Source organism: Leptospira fluminis, assembly GCF_004771275.1.
In the GTDB taxonomy this organism is placed as follows: domain Bacteria; phylum Spirochaetota; class Leptospiria; order Leptospirales; family Leptospiraceae; genus Leptospira_B; species Leptospira_B fluminis.
The window spans coordinates 198,319-214,634 of record NZ_RQEV01000011.1 but is presented as its reverse complement, the minus strand read 5'-3'; the positions used below and the strand labels follow the sequence as shown (position 1 = coordinate 214,634).

Annotated in this window: 16 protein-coding genes; 10 read left to right on the top strand and 6 right to left on the bottom strand. The window is 47.2% G+C overall.

The window, feature by feature from the left end; genetic code table 11:
• Positions 1-151 precede the first annotated feature (151 nt).
• The 3 genes from EHO61_RS11120 to EHO61_RS11110 are packed head-to-tail and all read left to right on the top strand — an operon-like array spanning position 152 to position 2,746.
• Positions 152-1,492 (top strand): hemolysin family protein, encoded by a 1,341-nt coding sequence (locus EHO61_RS11120; protein WP_135813658.1) that lies wholly within the window; start codon positions 152-154, stop codon positions 1,490-1,492.
• A gap of 36 nt (positions 1,493-1,528) precedes the next feature.
• Entirely contained in the window at positions 1,529-2,065 is a 537-nt protein-coding gene (locus EHO61_RS11115) for a phosphopantothenoylcysteine decarboxylase (RefSeq protein ID WP_425460347.1), read from the top strand.
• 18 nt (positions 2,066-2,083) lie between these two features.
• Positions 2,084-2,746 carry a phosphopantothenoylcysteine decarboxylase domain-containing protein gene (locus EHO61_RS11110; protein WP_135813656.1) on the top strand — a complete coding sequence of 221 codons (663 nt, stop codon included), beginning with the start codon at positions 2,084-2,086 and terminating at the stop codon, positions 2,744-2,746.
• Here the strand turns inward: EHO61_RS11110 and EHO61_RS17405 are convergent.
• The gene (locus EHO61_RS17405) at positions 2,743-2,868 is read right to left on the bottom strand and encodes a hypothetical protein (protein ID WP_281276660.1); all 126 of its coding nucleotides are present in this window, start codon (positions 2,866-2,868) and stop codon (positions 2,743-2,745) included. The two genes, EHO61_RS11110 and EHO61_RS17405, sit on opposite strands and share 4 nt — an antisense overlap.
• 126 nt (positions 2,869-2,994) lie before the next feature.
• Here EHO61_RS17405 and murB point away from each other — a divergent pair, with 126 nt between their 5' ends.
• The 5 genes from murB (at position 2,995) to EHO61_RS11085 (ending at position 7,374) form a co-directional block, all read left to right on the top strand.
• The gene (gene murB / locus EHO61_RS11105) at positions 2,995-3,945 is read left to right on the top strand and encodes a UDP-N-acetylmuramate dehydrogenase (protein WP_135813655.1); all 951 of its coding nucleotides are present in this window, start codon (positions 2,995-2,997) and stop codon (positions 3,943-3,945) included.
• Positions 3,946-3,965: 20 nt separating this feature from the next.
• The gene (locus EHO61_RS11100) at positions 3,966-4,544 is read left to right on the top strand and encodes a TetR/AcrR family transcriptional regulator (RefSeq protein WP_135813654.1); all 579 of its coding nucleotides are present in this window, start codon (positions 3,966-3,968) and stop codon (positions 4,542-4,544) included.
• A 25-nt stretch (positions 4,545-4,569) separates the two neighbouring features.
• Positions 4,570-5,322 carry a GNAT family N-acetyltransferase gene (locus EHO61_RS11095; RefSeq protein ID WP_135813653.1) on the top strand — a complete coding sequence of 251 codons (753 nt, stop codon included), beginning with the start codon at positions 4,570-4,572 and terminating at the stop codon, positions 5,320-5,322.
• Between the two features lie 162 nt (positions 5,323-5,484).
• Positions 5,485-6,288 (top strand): SDR family NAD(P)-dependent oxidoreductase, encoded by an 804-nt coding sequence (locus EHO61_RS11090; RefSeq protein WP_135813652.1) that lies wholly within the window; start codon positions 5,485-5,487, stop codon positions 6,286-6,288.
• Between the two features lie 414 nt (positions 6,289-6,702).
• Positions 6,703-7,374 (top strand): TetR/AcrR family transcriptional regulator, encoded by a 672-nt coding sequence (locus EHO61_RS11085; protein ID WP_135813651.1) that lies wholly within the window; start codon positions 6,703-6,705, stop codon positions 7,372-7,374.
• A gap of 54 nt (positions 7,375-7,428) precedes the next feature.
• Here the strand turns inward: EHO61_RS11085 and EHO61_RS11080 are convergent, their stop codons facing one another.
• The 3 genes from EHO61_RS11080 to gpmI form a co-directional block, all read right to left on the bottom strand.
• Entirely contained in the window at positions 7,429-8,331 is a 903-nt protein-coding gene (locus EHO61_RS11080) for a haloalkane dehalogenase (protein ID WP_135813650.1), read from the bottom strand.
• A gap of 116 nt (positions 8,332-8,447) precedes the next feature.
• Entirely contained in the window at positions 8,448-8,798 is a 351-nt protein-coding gene (locus EHO61_RS11075) for a DUF3147 family protein (RefSeq protein WP_135813649.1), read from the bottom strand.
• A gap of 12 nt (positions 8,799-8,810) precedes the next feature.
• On the bottom strand, positions 8,811-10,454 hold the full coding sequence (gene gpmI / locus EHO61_RS11070; protein WP_135813648.1) for a 2,3-bisphosphoglycerate-independent phosphoglycerate mutase: 1,644 nt from the start codon (positions 10,452-10,454) through the stop codon (positions 8,811-8,813).
• A 246-nt stretch (positions 10,455-10,700) separates the two neighbouring features.
• Here gpmI and EHO61_RS11065 point away from each other — a divergent pair, with 246 nt between their 5' ends.
• Positions 10,701-12,737, top strand: coding sequence for a hypothetical protein (locus EHO61_RS11065; protein ID WP_135813647.1), 2,037 nt, complete (start codon positions 10,701-10,703; stop codon positions 12,735-12,737).
• A gap of 313 nt (positions 12,738-13,050) precedes the next feature.
• Positions 13,051-14,085: a DUF1554 domain-containing protein gene (locus EHO61_RS11060; RefSeq protein ID WP_135813646.1), complete on the top strand. Its 1,035-nt coding sequence runs from the start codon at positions 13,051-13,053 to the stop codon at positions 14,083-14,085.
• Positions 14,086-14,156: 71 nt separating this feature from the next.
• Here the strand turns inward: EHO61_RS11060 and EHO61_RS11055 are convergent, their stop codons facing one another.
• Positions 14,157-14,606, bottom strand: a complete 450-nt coding sequence (locus EHO61_RS11055; RefSeq protein ID WP_135813645.1) for an AgmX/PglI C-terminal domain-containing protein — start codon at positions 14,604-14,606, stop codon at positions 14,157-14,159.
• A gap of 3 nt (positions 14,607-14,609) precedes the next feature.
• Entirely contained in the window at positions 14,610-16,241 is a 1,632-nt protein-coding gene (locus EHO61_RS11050) for a hypothetical protein (RefSeq protein ID WP_135813644.1), read from the bottom strand.
• Positions 16,242-16,316: the final 75 nt, after the last annotated feature.

The following is a 16,316-nucleotide window of genomic DNA, read 5'->3' as shown; positions in this document are numbered from 1 at the left end:
ACGGTTTTTAGAGGATCGTATCCCCAAGAAAGATGGACCCCGACAGTAGTAGCCGGAAATTTCCGGATCGACACGGTCTCGCCTTGACCGACCTTATTGCAGCCCCCCATAGAATCCTTATTCAAGCTTTAATCGGAAATTCGAAACGCTGATGGACGTGGTCGGCTTTTTCGTAATCTTGATCCTTATTTTTGCGAACGGCTTTTTCGTGTCCGCGGAATTTGCTCTCGTTTCCATTCGTCCTTCCCGCTTGGAAGAGATGATCCGAGACAACCGGCCATTGGCTCATTTGACCAAGAAAGCGGCTAGCAAGCTGAATGACATGCTTTCCGTTTGTCAGGTGGGGATCACGATCGCAAGTCTTCTGCTCGGTTGGGTGGGAGAAGGTTATCTTTCCAGATGGACCGAATTGATTTTCCGGTTTGCGGGATATCCGGCGTCCGATCTCACGATCCACGGAATCGCAGTCGCCGTATCTTTCGTGTTAATCACGTTCTTACATATTCTTCTGGGGGAGTTGCTTCCTAAAACGGTTGCGATTCAAAAGACGGAACAGATCGCGCTCATGACCAGTGTGCCAATCTTTTTCTTTTATTATCTATTCTATCCCATTACGTTTTTCTTGAATAGTATGACTTCCCTGATCCTGAAGGTTATCGGTTTTAAAGGGGATACGCATCGAATCATTCATTCGCCGGAAGAATTGATGATTCTCATCCAGGAGCAGAACCGCCAGGGAACGATAGATAAGGAAGAATTCCAGATCATCCAAAATACTTTCCAATTTTCGGAACATCTCGCAAAGGATGTGATGACCCATAGGTTGAGTATCGTGGGAGTTCCTACCGATATGTCCATGGAAGGTGTTCTTTCCGTCATTGCGGAACATCATTTTTCCAGGTATCCCGTTTACGAAGGTACCACGGATAAGATCGTCGGAATCATACACGTACAGGCATTTCTTGCTTGGCTTTCCTCTTCGAAACGGAATAAGAAGTCAAAGGTCACGAACATTATGCAGACTCCCGTTTTCGTCCCGGAGAGTATGTCCATCGAAAAGGTTCTGCAGAAATTACGTAGTAAGAATCAACACATGGCCATCGTGATCGACGAGTACGGCGGCGTTTCGGGACTCTTGACGCTCGAAGATATTATCGAAGAAGTATTCGGAGAGATCCGTGACGAAACCGATGATCACGAGACGGATCCTGTTCCGGTCGATATCCCGGATGCCTTCGATATAGACGGGGAAACCGAGTTGGACGAATTGAAGGAGATCCTGACGGGAATCGAGGAAGAAAGTCTAAGCGATATCAGAACCATCGCAGGCTTCATTCTGGACAAACTGGAAGATATGCCTAAGGAAGGTACCGAGGTCGCGATTCCGGAAGGCAAATTGAGGGTCGAAAAAATGGACGGAAATAAGATCATGACCGTCCGTTTTACCCGTCAATCCGAACCGTCTTCCCAATCTTCCTCCTTCGCTATTTAGATTGTAAGCCGACGTCGGATGGGGAATCTTAGCGGTATGGAAAAAAAGGAGATTCTTATCGCGGTAACCGGAAGCATAGCGGCTTTTCGTACCTGCGAACTGGTCCGCAACCTGACTAAGGAAGGGTATCCCGTCACGGTGATTATGACGGAACATGCCACCAAATTCATAGGCCCGATCACTTTCGAAGCGCTTACGGGCAAGAAGGTCAGAGTGGACGAGTACGAGCAGGGAATGGCTCATATAGACGCCCGGAATTCCGCCGCCGTCCTTGCCGTGGTTCCGGCTACGGCAAACATCATCGCTAAGATGGCCAACGGAATCGCGGACGACCTTGTAACTTCCACTTATCTTGCTGCGAATTGTCCGGTATTGGTCGCGCCCGCTATGAATCCGAATATGTATCTACATCCGAGCACGCAGAGAAATCTGAGGCAACTGGAATCGGACGGTGTAAAGATTCTGGACCCTCAATCAGGAGTCGTGGTTTGCGGGGACGAAGGCTACGGCAAATTAGCGGATATCTCCGTGATCCAATCCAAGATCCTCGAAGAATATTTAAAATTATCCTAATTTACCTGAATTCGGAAAATGGAAGTCGTTAAAATCATCGTGAGTTCGGGACCGACCCGGGAATGGATCGATCCGGTAAGATTCATATCCAATGCCTCTTCCGGAAAGATGGGATTTTGCTTAGCCGAGGCAGCATCCACATGGACCAGCGACGTCGTCTATATCCGCGGATTGACTCAAGAGGAATATTCCCGCCCCGCCGGTTCTAGAGTGGTTTCGGTGGAGACGACCCTGGAAATGCGAAAGGCGGTTTTGGACGAGATCGGCCCCGGCACTCTCTTGATCATGGCGGCGGCCCCCGCAGATTTTCGCCCTGTCCAGAGCAGTGAGGCCAAAATAAAAAAAGAGGAAGGTTCCGAAATCATCACTTTGGAACTCGCAAAGAATCCGGATATACTGTCTTCGGTGTCGGAAAAGATCGGTAAGGAAAATATCTCAGGTGTAGTACTAGTAGGTTTTTCTGCGGAGACCCACAATCTGCAGGAACACGCGCTCGGAAAATTGAAACGTAAAAATCTGGATTATATCGTAGGAAATTACGTGAGCCGGGATGAGAAAGGTTTCGGCGATTTGGATACGAAAGTGGTCGTTTTCGGTAAGGACGGGTCAGAAAAAGGGATCGGACCCGCTTCCAAGGAATTCGTTGCGAGAGAGCTTTTGGCGTATCTAAAAAGCCGTTAAACCGAATCCGCAAGTTTTTCCTGATCCAAAGCCAATCGGATCACGGAATCGAAATAAGTATCCCAGTCGGATCTACCGGAAGCATAATCTTGGTAAACGGATTGTAAAAGTAGATAAAACATTTGCCGTCTCCTAAGAAAAGAGTCGGACCGGCAAGGGGAGAGCATGAGCCATTTTTTTTCACCTCAAGCTTTAAATCGGACCAAGATGGAATTGAAACTATATTCTCCGTCAAAAATCTGAAGAAAGTGTCCCCTTTAGCCCCAGAGAGAATCGCAGAATTGAAAGGACTGCTTTCCGGGAATCTGATTCCTTTTCGGGAAGAAGCGGATCTTTCCGTGCATTGTTCCTTCAAGATCGGAGGAGTTTGCCCGATTTTGGTCGAGCCGGAATCCTCCGAACAAATCCTGGAAGCGCTGGATTTTTTTTCCAAACTGGAGATTCCTTGGAAGATTTTGGGTGGGGGAACGAATCTATTGATTTCGGATCACCCCGATGATTTGGTCGTTTTGAGGTTGGGAGGAATCTTTAAGGAATACCGGGATCTCGGCGGAGGAAGATTCAGGATAGGTGCCGCCACGAATACGACGCCGGTTTTCCGTCAAATCTCCCAGAAGGGTTATACCGGAGCCGAGTTTTTAAGCACGATTCCCGGCTGGACGGGAGGAGCGGTGATCCAGAACGCCGGTTGTTACGGAGGCGAATTTTTCGACCTGATCGAAGAGGTCGAATTTCTCCGGGACGGGAAAATACTAAAGCGTAAACCCGAAGAGATTTCACACGGGTATCGAACCACGGAATTTTTGCAAAGGAAAGATTCGATCATCCTAACGACGGAAATCCGTTTGAAACCGGGAGATTTAAACGAAATCGAAAATTCTTTAAAAGAAAAACGTGATAAACGTAATTCTTCCCAACCTCAAAACAAGAAGAGCGCCGGGTCCATGTTCAAAAACCCCAAGATCTACGAAAACGGAGCGGAGATCAAAGCATGGCAGCTTATCGACAGGGCGGGACTCAGGGGAAAAACGGTCGGAGGGGCGCAGATTTCCCCCGAACATTGCAATTTTATAGTGAATACGGGAAACGCCAAGGCCAGCGAGGTGGATTCCTTGGTCCGAATCGTACGGGAAAAAGTGGATAAAGAGTGCAGGGTCCGGCTGGATCGGGAAGTGGAATATTTTGGAACGGTACCATAGATCAAGGACGGTGGATTAAAATGGCGGTGAGAGACCCCGAGGACAAAAAAGAAAGAATCTTAAGTACCGCGTTACTTCTCTTTACCGAAAGAGGTTTTGCCGCAACTCCCATGCCGGAGCTGGCAAAAGAAGCGGGTATCGGGGCAGGCACGATCTATCGGTATTATAAAAGCAAAGAAGAACTGGTTAACGAATTATATCGTCTCTGGAAGTTAAAATTCAACGAAGCTTTGAGGAACGGCTACCCGTTCCGGGCATCGGCTAAGGAAAAGTTTTTCCATCTCTGGAAATCTCTCGGCGGATTTTATCGGCAATACCCAAAATCTTTCGAATTTTTGGAACTCCATTCCCATTCTCCGTATTTGGACGAAGAGAGTAGGAGAATCACAGCTGAAACGATGGAATATCTGGCGGCGTTTTTAGAGGACGCCAAATCCAAAGGGGATGTTCGGACAGAGTTGGGTTCCATGGAACTCGTTTCCCTATGTTACGGAGCGTTTGTCGGAATGGTAAAACTCTCCAAAAGCGGACTTGTGAAATTCGACGAAGACGTGTTGTTGCACGCCGGAGAGATCCTTTGGAAAGGGATATCGGCGTGAACTTTACCCTTGTTTTGATAAAACCATGAAACCGTCCGAGGAAAGAATCGTATTCGAAAATCCTTATAAACTTCATTCCACAATGACCAGGATCGCAGAGCTATCCCCTTCGGAAACGGAGCAGACGACTTTCTTTCCCAATCCGTATTCTTCCTGGTTCGAAAGAACGGTATTAAAAAGGGAGATCCGTTCGCAAGATCTCGAACAGGGAAGGCTTTTGCTCCCAGAATCCGCAAGTAAATCGATTCTTCTAACATGGAACCCGGATCCGGCGATCGAAAAGAACATCGCCGCCGCCGGTTATACCGTCTATGAATCCCAAGAGGGAATGATTCTCTCGGAGAGAATCGCGCCACCTAAATCGAAATGGAAAGACGACGCGTCGATAGCGGCTTTGCGCATAGAGGCCGAGGAAGAAATTCCTGTCTGGTTAAATCTCGTAAACGCAGCTTTTGGTTCCGTGGACGAAAGCGATCTGTATCGAAGAGCGTTTCGAGAGGATGCGTTGGAATTTTACGCGCTATATTCTAAAAAGGAAATGGTCGCCACCGCTTTAATTTTTGTGGATTCGGACTCCGTCGGACTTTATTCCGTGACGACCTCTCCCGAATGCAGGAATCGTGGATTTGCCGGTTTTCTAGTGAGCGAGATCTTGCGAGAATGCCATCCGGAACTTCCCGTCACTCTGCAGGCGACGCGCGCGGGAAAATCCATTTATGAACGTTTAGGCTTCCGGTCCCTGGGAAAATTTATCCATTGGTCTAAGCGATCCTTTTGAGCCGGAAGTAAGTGGGACGAATCGAATTCTCATTCGTTCGTATTTTTTTCGTCTTCCAATAAGATTTATAATCTTGCAGGAAGTTCTCCCTTTCTAAAAAGAACTTGACCGTTTCTTGAAACGGAATGAATATTCATTCTTTAAAAGCTCGGAGAATTTTGTATGAGGAAACAGGATTGGAAGGAAAGGTTCGGGGGAGCGGCACTGGTGACCGGAGCCTCCGGCGGGTTGGGTGAGACTTTTGCAAGGAAGCTCGCAGAGAAAGGTTTGGATTTGGTTTTAGTCGCCAGAAGAAAAGAGGAGTTGGAGAGAGTCGCCCAAGAAATCCGGGCAACTCACGGTGTAAGAGTGGAAACCATCGGTCAAGATTTGAGCCAAAGTGATGCGGCGGAAAAAGTCGGCGCCGTTACCGATAAGCTAAACATTCGGATCGGATTATTGATCAACAATGCGGGATTCGGTACATACGGATCCTTTGCGGAATTGGATCCGCAAAAGGAATCCATGATGGTAGATTTGAACTGTCGCGCACCGGTGACTTTTACATCCAAGTACCTTCCTGCAATGAAAAAGCGAGGCAAAGGCGCGTTGGTATTTTTGGCAAGTATCGCGGCGTACCAGCCTACTCCCTTTTTTGCGACGTACGGCGCGACAAAAGCATTTAATCTTTTATTCGGAGAGGCCCTCTGGGCGGAACTGAGAGGAACCGGTGTTCAGGTGGTTTCTCTGTCTCCCGGATACACAAAAACAAAATTTCAAGTAAATGCAGGTTATGGTGGAACCGGTCCCTTCGGTATCTGGTCTACTCCAGAGGAAGTTGTGGATCAGTGTTTGAGAAAATTGGGCAAAGTTCCTTCCACGATTCCCGGGTTTTTGAATCGCATCCTAGTCGGCTCGATTCGATTTACTCCAAGAAACGTGGCCGCGTTAGTTAGCTATTGGATCAGCAAACCCAAGCACGCCTGAATCTTTTTTCATCGAGACCAATATATAGCGACTGGGAGGACTCTTATGGAGTCCTTTTTTTTAAGTTAAGAGAAATCTTCTAAATATATAGAGTACAAAAATATAAGATTGGATTTATCTTGTAGAATATCTTCCGAAGTGAAAAAGAATTTTTGTATACTTCTCCTTGATAATTCAGAAAACCTCCCTAAAAAAGTAGAACGGTTTCCATTCATAACAAAGGAAAACTTATTCCGCGAAATTTCTATATTCCATCTTGGGATGAAATAATATTTCTTTCTTTGTCCTTTCATTCTTGACAGAGAAGGCATAAAGATTAGTTATTTGTTCGATCGTTTCCCATAGATAGAAATTCAAAACAACGTTAGTATAAATAGAAACAAAACCGATTAAAAATGAAACCGCGGTGCTACAATGGAAAACAAAAACTTGGCGGAACTTCCCCATTACGATGCGGGAAGGGAGCCGGACTCTAAAAGGAACACGACTGCCTATCCCAAAGAAGAAGGTACCTTCGAAGAAACAAGCAAAGTGTCTAAGAACAAGATCATCGCGGTAGCGGTGCATCTATTCGGAAAGAAAGGTTTTTTTGAAACGCATATTCCGGATATCGCATCGACTGCGAGGGTCGGAGTAGGCACGATTTATCGAACCTTTCGGAATAAGGATCACTTATTCAACGAGGTCTTTCGGGCTTGCATTCTGGAATTTGCCGTCTTCTTGCAGGAAAAAGCGCAACCGGCAGTCTCGAAGAGAGAAATTTTTTTCTCTCTCTGGGAGAATCTACACGAATTTTCCCAAGAAAGAAATTCCGAATTCAGTTTTTTGAACCGGTATTTCGATTCGCCGTATCTAGATGAAGAAAGTCGTGTCGAATTCGAAGCTTTGAAAGCCAAAATTGCCGGGGTTTTCTGTACGATCGAAGGCGACCCGAAGGAAGAGATTTCTACGGTCTGCGTTTCCTTGGTTTTAGGCTCTTTCTTCGGATTGATGAGATTTCGGAACGAAACTCTGACTGACTCGGACCCTTCCTTCGTTTCCCGTTATGCGGAAATGATTTGGGACGGTCTCGCAAAGGCGGAGTAAGTTCTGTTTTCGCCTTTTGCGATTCGTAGTCGTGAGGGGGAGTGAAGTCTTTTCTTAGACTCCGTTGTTCCGGATAAAATCGATCAGCACACCGGCGAGTTCTTCTCCTTTATCCTCTTGTAGGAAATGTCCGGCGTTGGAAATGACGGTGTGTTTTTGGCCTTTTGCTCCTGGGATGGCTCTTCGGAAAAAGATTTCTCCGCCTTTCGTAATAGGGTCCGAATCGCTGAACGCGGTTAAGAACGGTTTTTTCCATTGGCGGAGAACTTCCCAAGCCTTTCGGTTGTCCGCCGAAGCTTCATTATCCGGAGTGATCGGGACCAGGGTCGGAAAGACTCTGGCTCCGGTCTTATACGTTTCATCCGGATAAGGAGCGTCATACGCTGCAAGGACGTCCTTGGGAAGATCGGAAATGCAGCCGTTTTGGATGATTTTTCCGATCGGGAGTGATTTTACTTTTTGGGAAAAATCCCTCCATTTCAGGAAATCCTCTTTCGGGGGAACGTCCCCCGTGGGTAAGAAGGTGTTGGAAGCGCAAATGCGCAGGAATCGTTCTGGTTCTTCTGCGACCGCTCTCAGCCCTAATAGTCCTCCCCAATCTTGGCAGAACAGGGTAACGCCCGTAAGGTGCGTCTTTTGCAAAAAAGATTTCAACCATTGTACATGTCGTTTATACGTGAATGCATTCCTATCGATCGGTTTGTCGGATTTTCCGAATCCGATCAGATCAGGAGCCAGGACACGAAAACCAGCTTCCATTAAGGGAGGCAGCATTTTTCTGTACAAAAAAGACCAGGAAGGTTCTCCGTGCAGTAAAAGGACGGTTTCCTTCGCGTTGGGATCTCCTTCGTCCAGGTAGTGCATTCTGAATCCTTCGATCGTAACGTAGTTCGGCGAGAACGGATAATTCGGTAGGTCGAGAAAACGGTCCTCGGGTGTTCTTAGGAATTCGGTCATCGCTTCTCTCCTTTTTTCCCGATTTGTGTCCGGAATCTTAAGGCTGCCGAATATTCGATCAAGTTTTTTCCCGATACTAAATCGACGATCCGATCGGATTTTTCGGCGATGAAAATCTAAAGTAAGTGGATTCCCACTTTTCCGAGTACGTATGCGAAGAGGAAAAAGAAGAAAACCGTAAATAGGGAAGAGATTCCGAGAGCGATCCAAAAATCGAAGAGTCGCATCAGTTTCGGAAAAAGCAAGAACATGGGAAGAGTAGGAATCACGTACCAAAACGTGTAATACGCGTGATTGCTTATCTTTTCGGCGGAGCTATTTTCCGCTTTCAACCAGATTAGGGTCATTACCGTGACAAGAGGGAGCGCGGCCAATACCGCTCCGAATCGGTCGTTTCTCCTCGCGATTTCCGAAATGAGAACGACGATGAAAGCGGTAACCGCGTATTTCAAGATCAGGTAAATCATCCGGTAAATATCTTATCCGCGCTTTAATAGACTGGGATGGTATCCTTCGGGGGTTTCGTATCCCATGATGTCCAAAAGAGTGGCCGCAACGTTGGCCAGTCCGGCGTCGGGTAGGTCGGATTTCAGCGAAAGTTTTCCTTCAGGGTCGAGAAGGCTGAACGGAACCGGATTTAACGTGTGTGAAGTTTTCGGTATGGGATGGCCCGCCCCGTCCTTCTGTACGGATCCTTTCTTGTCCAATTGGTACATCTCGTCCGCATTGCCGTGATCGGCAGTGACCACCATGACGATTCCGTTTTTCTTACACGCGTTTGCCAATCGTTCCATGCATCCATCCAGGAATTCCATCGCTTTGACCGTCGCGGGGTAATTTCCGGTATGACCTACCATATCGCCGTTGGGGTAATTGACGCGGTAAAAGTCGTGTCTGTTTGCGGAAAGTTCCTTTTCCAATTCGGCAGTGATCGCTTCCGCCTTCATATCCGGGGTCTGATCGAAAGGGATTACGTCGGAAGGGATTTCCTTATAATCCTCCTTTGCGGCGTCGAAATGTCCGGAACGATTTCCGTTCCAGAAGAAAGTAACGTGACCGTATTTTTGTGTTTCGGATAACGCATATTGTAAAACGCCGGAATTCGCCATGTATTCTCCTAAAGTCCGATCGATGGCGGGAGGAGAAACCAGAAACCTCTCGGGCAATTTTAGGTCTCCGTCGTATTGCATCATCCCCGCATAGCAGACGTCCGGTAGCGGTCCTCGATCGAATTTTACGAAATCCTTTTGCGTAAATGCTTGGGAGATTTCTATGGCCCTGTCCCCCCTAAAATTCGTGAACACTACAGAGTCTCCATCCAGGATGGGACCTACCGGTTTTCCTTTTTCGACGATCACGAATGCGGGTAGATACTGGTCGATAACCTTAGGATCCTCTTGTCGGAACGTGCGAATCGCCTCTTCCGCGCTGGAAAATTCTCTTCCTTGCCCTTTTACATGGATTTTCCAACCGCGTTCCACCATGGACCAATCAGCTTCATAGCGATCCATGGTGATGGTCATTCTCCCTCCACCGGAGGCGATTTTTATATCGGCGCTCTGCTTTCGCAGGTCGGTTAGCCAGGTTTCGAAAGGGAGAAGATACTCCAATGCGGACTTTTCCGGAACGTCACGTCCGTCCAGAAGTATGTGCAGCCGGATCTTCGGAACACCTTCTTGAACGGCATTTTTGATCAAAGCCTTGGTATGATCTATATGTGCATGGACATTTCCGTCCGAAAAAAGGCCGATCAGGTGCAAGGTCGATCCTTTGGATTTGCAATTGCCGATGATTTCCTTCCAAGCCTTGCCTTGGAACAATAAGGAATTTGCGATAGATTCGCTTACTAACTTCGCCCCCTGATCGAAAATCCTTCCGCAGCCGAGCACATTGTGACCCACTTCGGAATTTCCCATGTCTTCGTCGGAAGGCATTCCTACTGCCGTTCCGTGGGCTTTTAAATAAACGGTGGGCTCCTCCTTCCATAGTTTTTTTAGGAAGGGAAGTCGGGCTCCTGCTATGGCGTTGCCGAACTCGGCTCCTCTTGGAGAATAACCTACTCCGTCCAGGATCACGAGTAGGGTTTTTTTCGGAATAAATGGGGTTCGTTTCGTGAGTTGCATTCCGGTTTCCAGGAAAGTCCGCCGGATAAGTCCGTCAAGAGGATTAGTCCCAAGTTTCGGATATACGTACTTATATCTAGAACCGAATCGATGAAAATGGCGTTAAAAATAGGTTTTTGGTGGAACAAGTCGATGCTGAAGATATTATGACTGCAAATTCCCCGGCGGCGGATTTGTCGGAGTATTTTCAATGTGCGGCCTTATCGGATCGCGAATTCCGAAAGGACCTAGGATCAGTTTTTCGTTATGAGTGTTAAAGATTCGAGACCGTTGGACCCTGCTACCGGAAATCCGGCCTTACAGAGTTTCCTTCGAGTCAAGAAGTTGAACGAAGTAGTCAGCTATTATATGAACGATAAGGTTACGCATTCGCTGTACAAGGCGATTGCGGCGGCCACTTCGTATAAAAACGCAAAATCCCGTCATCTATTCGAGCCGCACCAAAGAATCTCGGAGATCGGGGAACTCACTCAGCAGGAGATGGATTTCCATCTCAAACGCCTTTTGGAAGATGCTACCGTTTCGCAGCTAGCCTATTTTATGCACGAGGAGCTAGGGCACCAACCTTCCGCCAAGCCGTGTTACGCGGCTTTTCCCGAAGGCGAATCCTTGGATTTAAGTAGGATCTATCTGGAATTGTTGGATATTTCCGTCATCGCAATCCTATCTTATCTAGATCGAAAACCGGAAACTTCCAAAGCGATTCTCTGGGAGAATCTGGATGCGGACTGGCAAATGGGCTCCCAGAAGGAATCCCCCTTTCCTCATCTCTTTCTGTATTTAAAGGAAGCTTTCTGGGACGACGCGTTTTCGATTCCTCCGAATCCGGAATTCATGAAAGATTTTCTATTCGAGCTCGAAGACGATCTTACGAAAAAAGGCAGAGTCGTGAGTATTCCCGGGTACGGTCTTTTTTGTTTAAAGGATGCTAAAGAGTCGGTTCAAATTTTGGAGTATGCCGACGAATTCATTCAGAGTAAGGGATCGAAATCGTTGAAGCATTTCGTATCGGAGGAATTTCACAAAATTGCGATGGAGGAAAAGATCCATTACTCGGATTCCTCCCGGGGCGATACCGTAAAATTCAAGGTGGCCAGGGCGGAAGCCTTTGCCAAAGCCGCAGCTTCGGCGAATCTCGGTCCCGGAAATCCGGGGATGCTCGGGGTTTCCCTCATACGTTCTCTTGCGGATATCGCCGAAAGGGAACTCTCGAGAGACCACGCGGAAAACGAAAGGGGAAGGTTCCAAGAAATTAAGAGAGGTCTATTGGCCGAAGCGGTGAGATGGGATCGTAAAGTTCTCTTTCTCCCCGATAAGGAGTTCCGCCATTTTCCGGAAGACCTGAAGCGAATGCTTCTGGACGATCTTGAACTCGCTTACGCTACATGGGAAATCAAAGGCGGCACCATCCACGCTTTCCTTCATAAGGATGCGAATAGCGTCAAACAGATCATCATGAGTCTGAGCGTAAGCCCGATGGTGGAAGCTTGGAAAGTTTTGTGCATCCGCCAGTTAGTGGATACGCACGAGCCTCAGATCAAGTCCATTTTTAAAGAGCCGGCCTTAGTCAAGGCTTACGGAAGAGTTTTAAGAAAAGGTTATATGGAATATTTCCCTTGGTTTTATCCGATTTTGGATCTCGTCGGAATCGGTAGGATTTTTCAGGATTTCTTCTTTTCCCAGGCTAAGGAGAAAATCAAGGTACAACAGAATTTTTTAAAAGGCAAGAATCTGGAAATCGCCAAGAAAGACGAGCAAGTACGAATCCAGGAAAAACTGAGAGAAGAAGAAAAGATCCGGATGGTGGATCAAAGAACCAAAATCTCAGCCGTGTTGGGGGATTATTATTTTTTGAAAAAGCATCCTCCTGTTGCTTCCGATATCCAGGGATTATTACCGGAATTTACGGCAGACGTTTTTTATCAGGTTCTGGAACGGGAAAAGTTCGTTCTTCTCTCCTGGGAAGGGAGTAAGGAAAAATACGACCAGATTCTTTGTTATCCCAGCGACGAATCGTTTCGGAGTAAGGCCCGGGAGATCCATAAGATCTTTTCCGAAAAAATCGAAATCCTGCAAAATAAGGTCAGAAATTCCGGAGAAGAAGAGGCAAGGACCCGTATCAACAGGGTTTTGAAGTATATAGACACTTGGTTTCATTCGAATCATAGTGGAGATAAATCCGGTCCTATTGTCTCTCAGGCCGATGCGGAGGATTCGGAAGATCCGTACGAATCGTTTCGGAAGGAAATCCAAAAATTGCGTCACAAAACACCGGTCGCCTAATCCGGTACATCCGATCTGTTTTGAGTTTGGAACTGTGATTCCGAATTATTCCTAGAGATCCGTAATTTTCGGTTCAGGAATTCTTTCTTCTTTTTTGAAAAAAGGAAGGCTTTATCATATCTGGCCTCTTGTATAGCGGAAATAAAATCGAACAGTGATTCTACAAAGCAAATTGTATGCGTTTCTATAGCCTGTTCCTCACGTTTTGCTCAGATTTTTGATCTTCGCTATTGATTGTAGAAAAAGAGATCAAACTTTTCTGACTCAGATTGTATTCTTTCTTCGGAGACCGCTCCGATGCGAAGAATTTAAAATGAAACGTGTTCTTTCCTTTTCTTCCCGTTTTTTATCGGGAAGCCTTCTTTTGTTCCTTCTTAGTTGTAATCAGGCCAAACCTTTAAATATAGATGCGAGCAAAAGCGCCTTCGGGGCTTTGCTTCCGAACATCATCGCGCTGTTAAGCGGAAATCCGCTAAATTTTTCTCCAGCCCCGACGATCACAGAAGGCACTTCTTTGTCCGTTTCCATCCAAGCTGCGCATACTTTGGATTCTCCGACTACTTTTACGTTGGGCTTTAGTAGTTCCGTTTTTACCGTTTCTCCGGCGAGTATCACTCTTTCGCCAACTTCTCCTAGCGCTACGGTGACTCTCACGCACGGGATCGATAACGATTGTTTAGACCAAGTTTACGGGTTGATCGCCACTCAAAAAGATACGGGTGCCGTTCAGACCTTAAACGTTGCGACCACGGATGTGGACAAATGCACGTTCGTTGCCACTAATACGGCTCAAGGCGGGATCGGTTATTTCGGAACTTTCGGAGGGGTCAACGGTGCCGATGCGGCTTGCGCTGCGGATAAGCCTTCTTCCCTACCGGGAGCGACTACGGATTATAAGGCATTGATCACCGTTACGACGGGTTCTCCGGCACGTTACGTTACGACTACCGCGAATTGCGGATTGCCCGCGACTCCGAGTTGTAGTCCTACTAACTGGGTGTTGTATACGAATACGCGCTATTACGGGAGCGACGGGCTTACTTATCTTTTTACCACCCATGCACAAGCTCCGATCTTTTATTTCGGCGGCGGAAACCTAACCCACCCCTTAGGTTTTAGCGGCGGAGGGGCTTGGACCGGTTTGAAACTGGATTGGACCGAAGCCGCTAGCTACCAATGTATGACCGTCGGTACGTACCAGGAATGGGCGTCTCCTCCCTATTCCTCCTATATTAATAATGCGCATTTCGGGGATTTGAGCGCGGTCAATTCCACCGCATTGGATACAGGAACGGCGGCTACGGACTGCACTGCGGTTCGAAAAAATCTATTTTGCATCCGGCAATAGCGGCTCGGAGAAATCAAAATTTCGACAACGAAAATCTGATGGAGTTTTTCGTGATCGGGCACGTTTCCTTTTTATCTTTTTTTAAAGGAGAAAGTATGGAATACGTATTTTTCCGTGATCGGAGGCGGAAAGTTCCATTCGGAAATACGGTCCGTCACGCAGCGACTGAAATCCTCCGAGAAGAAGGTAGACATGACTTCTTCGGGTTGTATCACGTTACCTTGCTTGTCGATTTTCCAATCCACTTTTAGATCGCCCGTTTCGATTTTCGGTTTCGAGGCTAAATAGGCTTCGTAGCAGTCTTTGATTTCCTTTCTTCTTTTTAAAATCGTGTTTCGAACTTCATTTCTGAGATAGGAATCTCCCCCACTTAAATGAGAGGATTTTTCCTCCAATCGGGAGAGGCCTTCCTCTAAGATCATTCGATTTTGATTCATTTTATGAATTTGGAATGCGAGCACGATCAAAGCCGATAAGCAGAGTGCTATCATTCCGGTAAAAAGCCAAAGTCGGTTTTTCATCTTCTACATCCCGAATACGTATGCCGCCCCGTTCGAATTTCCGTTTCGGTTCGTAGAACTTAGATCGGTCCCGTTGATGATCCAATTCGTGTTGCTATTTTCCCCCAAGGCTCCTACCAGAATCGTGTTTCCGGAGATGCCCACGGATCCTCCGAAAAAGTGTCCGTTTGCTCCATTGGGCGCTTTAAGATAGTTTTTGTGAATCCAAACGGATCGGGTTCGGGAAAACACGTAGGCTGCTCCTACGAAGAACCCATCCCGATTGTATACGCTTACGTTGCTACCGGACAACACGACTCGGGTTGTACTTTTTTCCCCGGCAGCTCCCACCACGATCCAATCTCCGGAAATGGATACGGATGCTCCGAATCGATCTTCCGGATTTGTATTCGGCGCTTTGAGATAAGCTTGGTGAGTCCATGAGCTTCCACTCCGAACGAACACATAAACGGCTCCGTTATGAGATCCATTCCGATTGGTGGAACTTAAATCGGACCCGGACAAGATAGCGTTCGTATCGCTGCTTTCTCCATCCGCACCTACTACAATCGTATCCCCGCTGATCGCTACGGAGTTTCCGAAAGTATCTAAGTTGGCCGTATTCGGCGCTTTGAGATAGGCTTGGTGACTCCAGTTCCCGCCGTTTTTAACAAAAACGTATACGGCACCGTTCCCATTGCCGGAGTGGTTGGTCGCACTCAGATCCTGTCCGTTGGTAATAGAAGTAGTAGTCCCGCTTTCCGACCTGGAACCAACAGCGATCGTATTTCCGTCGATTGCCACGGAGTTTCCGAAATAACTTTGGTTGTATACATTTGGGGCCTTGAGGTAGGCCTGGTGCGTCCAGCTAGATCCATTGCGTACGTATACATAAGCTGCTCCCGTATCCGTTCCGGAATCATTCGTAGAGGAAAGGTCGGAACCGGAAAGGATGGAACTTGAATTGCTATCTTCGTAAGGTGCTCCCACGACGACCGTATCCCCAGATACAGCTAGAGAAGAACCGAATTGGTCCAGGTTCGTGGTGTTTGGAGCTTTGAGATAGGCTTGTTGTTGCCAGCGTTCCCCGTTCCGAACGAATACGTAGACGGCTCCGTTGTCGTTGCCGGAGTGGTTGCTTGTGCTCAGGTCGGATCCGTTTGCAATAGAAGTCGTATTGCTGTCCTCTCCGGGTGCTCCTATGGCGATCGTATTTTCGGAGATGGCAACACTGCTTCCGAAATGATCTCCGTTAGACGCGTTTGGGGCTTTGAGGTAGGCTTGGTGGAACCACTTTTCTCCATTGCGTACGTATACATAGGCGGCTCCGATATCCGATCCTGCGTCGTTGGCCGAGCTTAGATTGGAATCCTGCAGGATCGTCGTCGTATTGCTGTCTTCGTAGGGAGCTCCTACGACGATGGTATCTCCCGATATGGCCGATGACACTCCGAATTGATCCTGATTGCTCGTATTCGGAGCTTTTAAGTAACTCTGTTGTCGCAATTCGCCATTTCCGGTAAAAGAAGGAGAAACAGAAAGTTCTCCCCAAACCAGGAGAGGCTGGTGTGAATGTTTTTTGCAATTTTCCAGGCAGAAGACTGTCAGAAGTAATAAGAGCGGAATTATCGTTCCGAAAACGGATTTTCTTTTCATACGTGGGAAACCTTTTTAAAAATATTCTAAAATAGAATAATTTGAATTAGCCGAAATCTGTTTTTCTGGCAAGAA

Coding starts and splice junctions, on each gene's coding strand:
- EHO61_RS11120 (WP_135813658.1), top strand. CDS start 152: ATGGACGTGGTCGGCTTTTTCGTAATCTTGATCCTTATTTTTGCGAAC.
- EHO61_RS11115 (WP_425460347.1), top strand. CDS start 1,529: ATGGAAAAAAAGGAGATTCTTATCGCGGTAACCGGAAGCATAGCGGCT.
- EHO61_RS11110 (WP_135813656.1), top strand. CDS start 2,084: ATGGAAGTCGTTAAAATCATCGTGAGTTCGGGACCGACCCGGGAATGG.
- EHO61_RS17405 (WP_281276660.1), bottom strand. CDS start 2,868: ATGTTTTATCTACTTTTACAATCCGTTTACCAAGATTATGCTTCCGGT.
- EHO61_RS11100 (WP_135813654.1), top strand. CDS start 3,966: ATGGCGGTGAGAGACCCCGAGGACAAAAAAGAAAGAATCTTAAGTACC.
- EHO61_RS11095 (WP_135813653.1), top strand. CDS start 4,570: ATGAAACCGTCCGAGGAAAGAATCGTATTCGAAAATCCTTATAAACTT.
- EHO61_RS11090 (WP_135813652.1), top strand. CDS start 5,485: ATGAGGAAACAGGATTGGAAGGAAAGGTTCGGGGGAGCGGCACTGGTG.
- EHO61_RS11085 (WP_135813651.1), top strand. CDS start 6,703: ATGGAAAACAAAAACTTGGCGGAACTTCCCCATTACGATGCGGGAAGG.
- EHO61_RS11080 (WP_135813650.1), bottom strand. CDS start 8,331: ATGACCGAATTCCTAAGAACACCCGAGGACCGTTTTCTCGACCTACCG.
- EHO61_RS11075 (WP_135813649.1), bottom strand. CDS start 8,798: ATGATTTACCTGATCTTGAAATACGCGGTTACCGCTTTCATCGTCGTT.
- gpmI (WP_135813648.1), bottom strand. CDS start 10,454: ATGCAACTCACGAAACGAACCCCATTTATTCCGAAAAAAACCCTACTC.
- EHO61_RS11065 (WP_135813647.1), top strand. CDS start 10,701: ATGAGTGTTAAAGATTCGAGACCGTTGGACCCTGCTACCGGAAATCCG.
- EHO61_RS11060 (WP_135813646.1), top strand. CDS start 13,051: ATGAAACGTGTTCTTTCCTTTTCTTCCCGTTTTTTATCGGGAAGCCTT.
- EHO61_RS11055 (WP_135813645.1), bottom strand. CDS start 14,606: ATGAAAAACCGACTTTGGCTTTTTACCGGAATGATAGCACTCTGCTTA.
- EHO61_RS11050 (WP_135813644.1), bottom strand. CDS start 16,241: ATGAAAAGAAAATCCGTTTTCGGAACGATAATTCCGCTCTTATTACTT.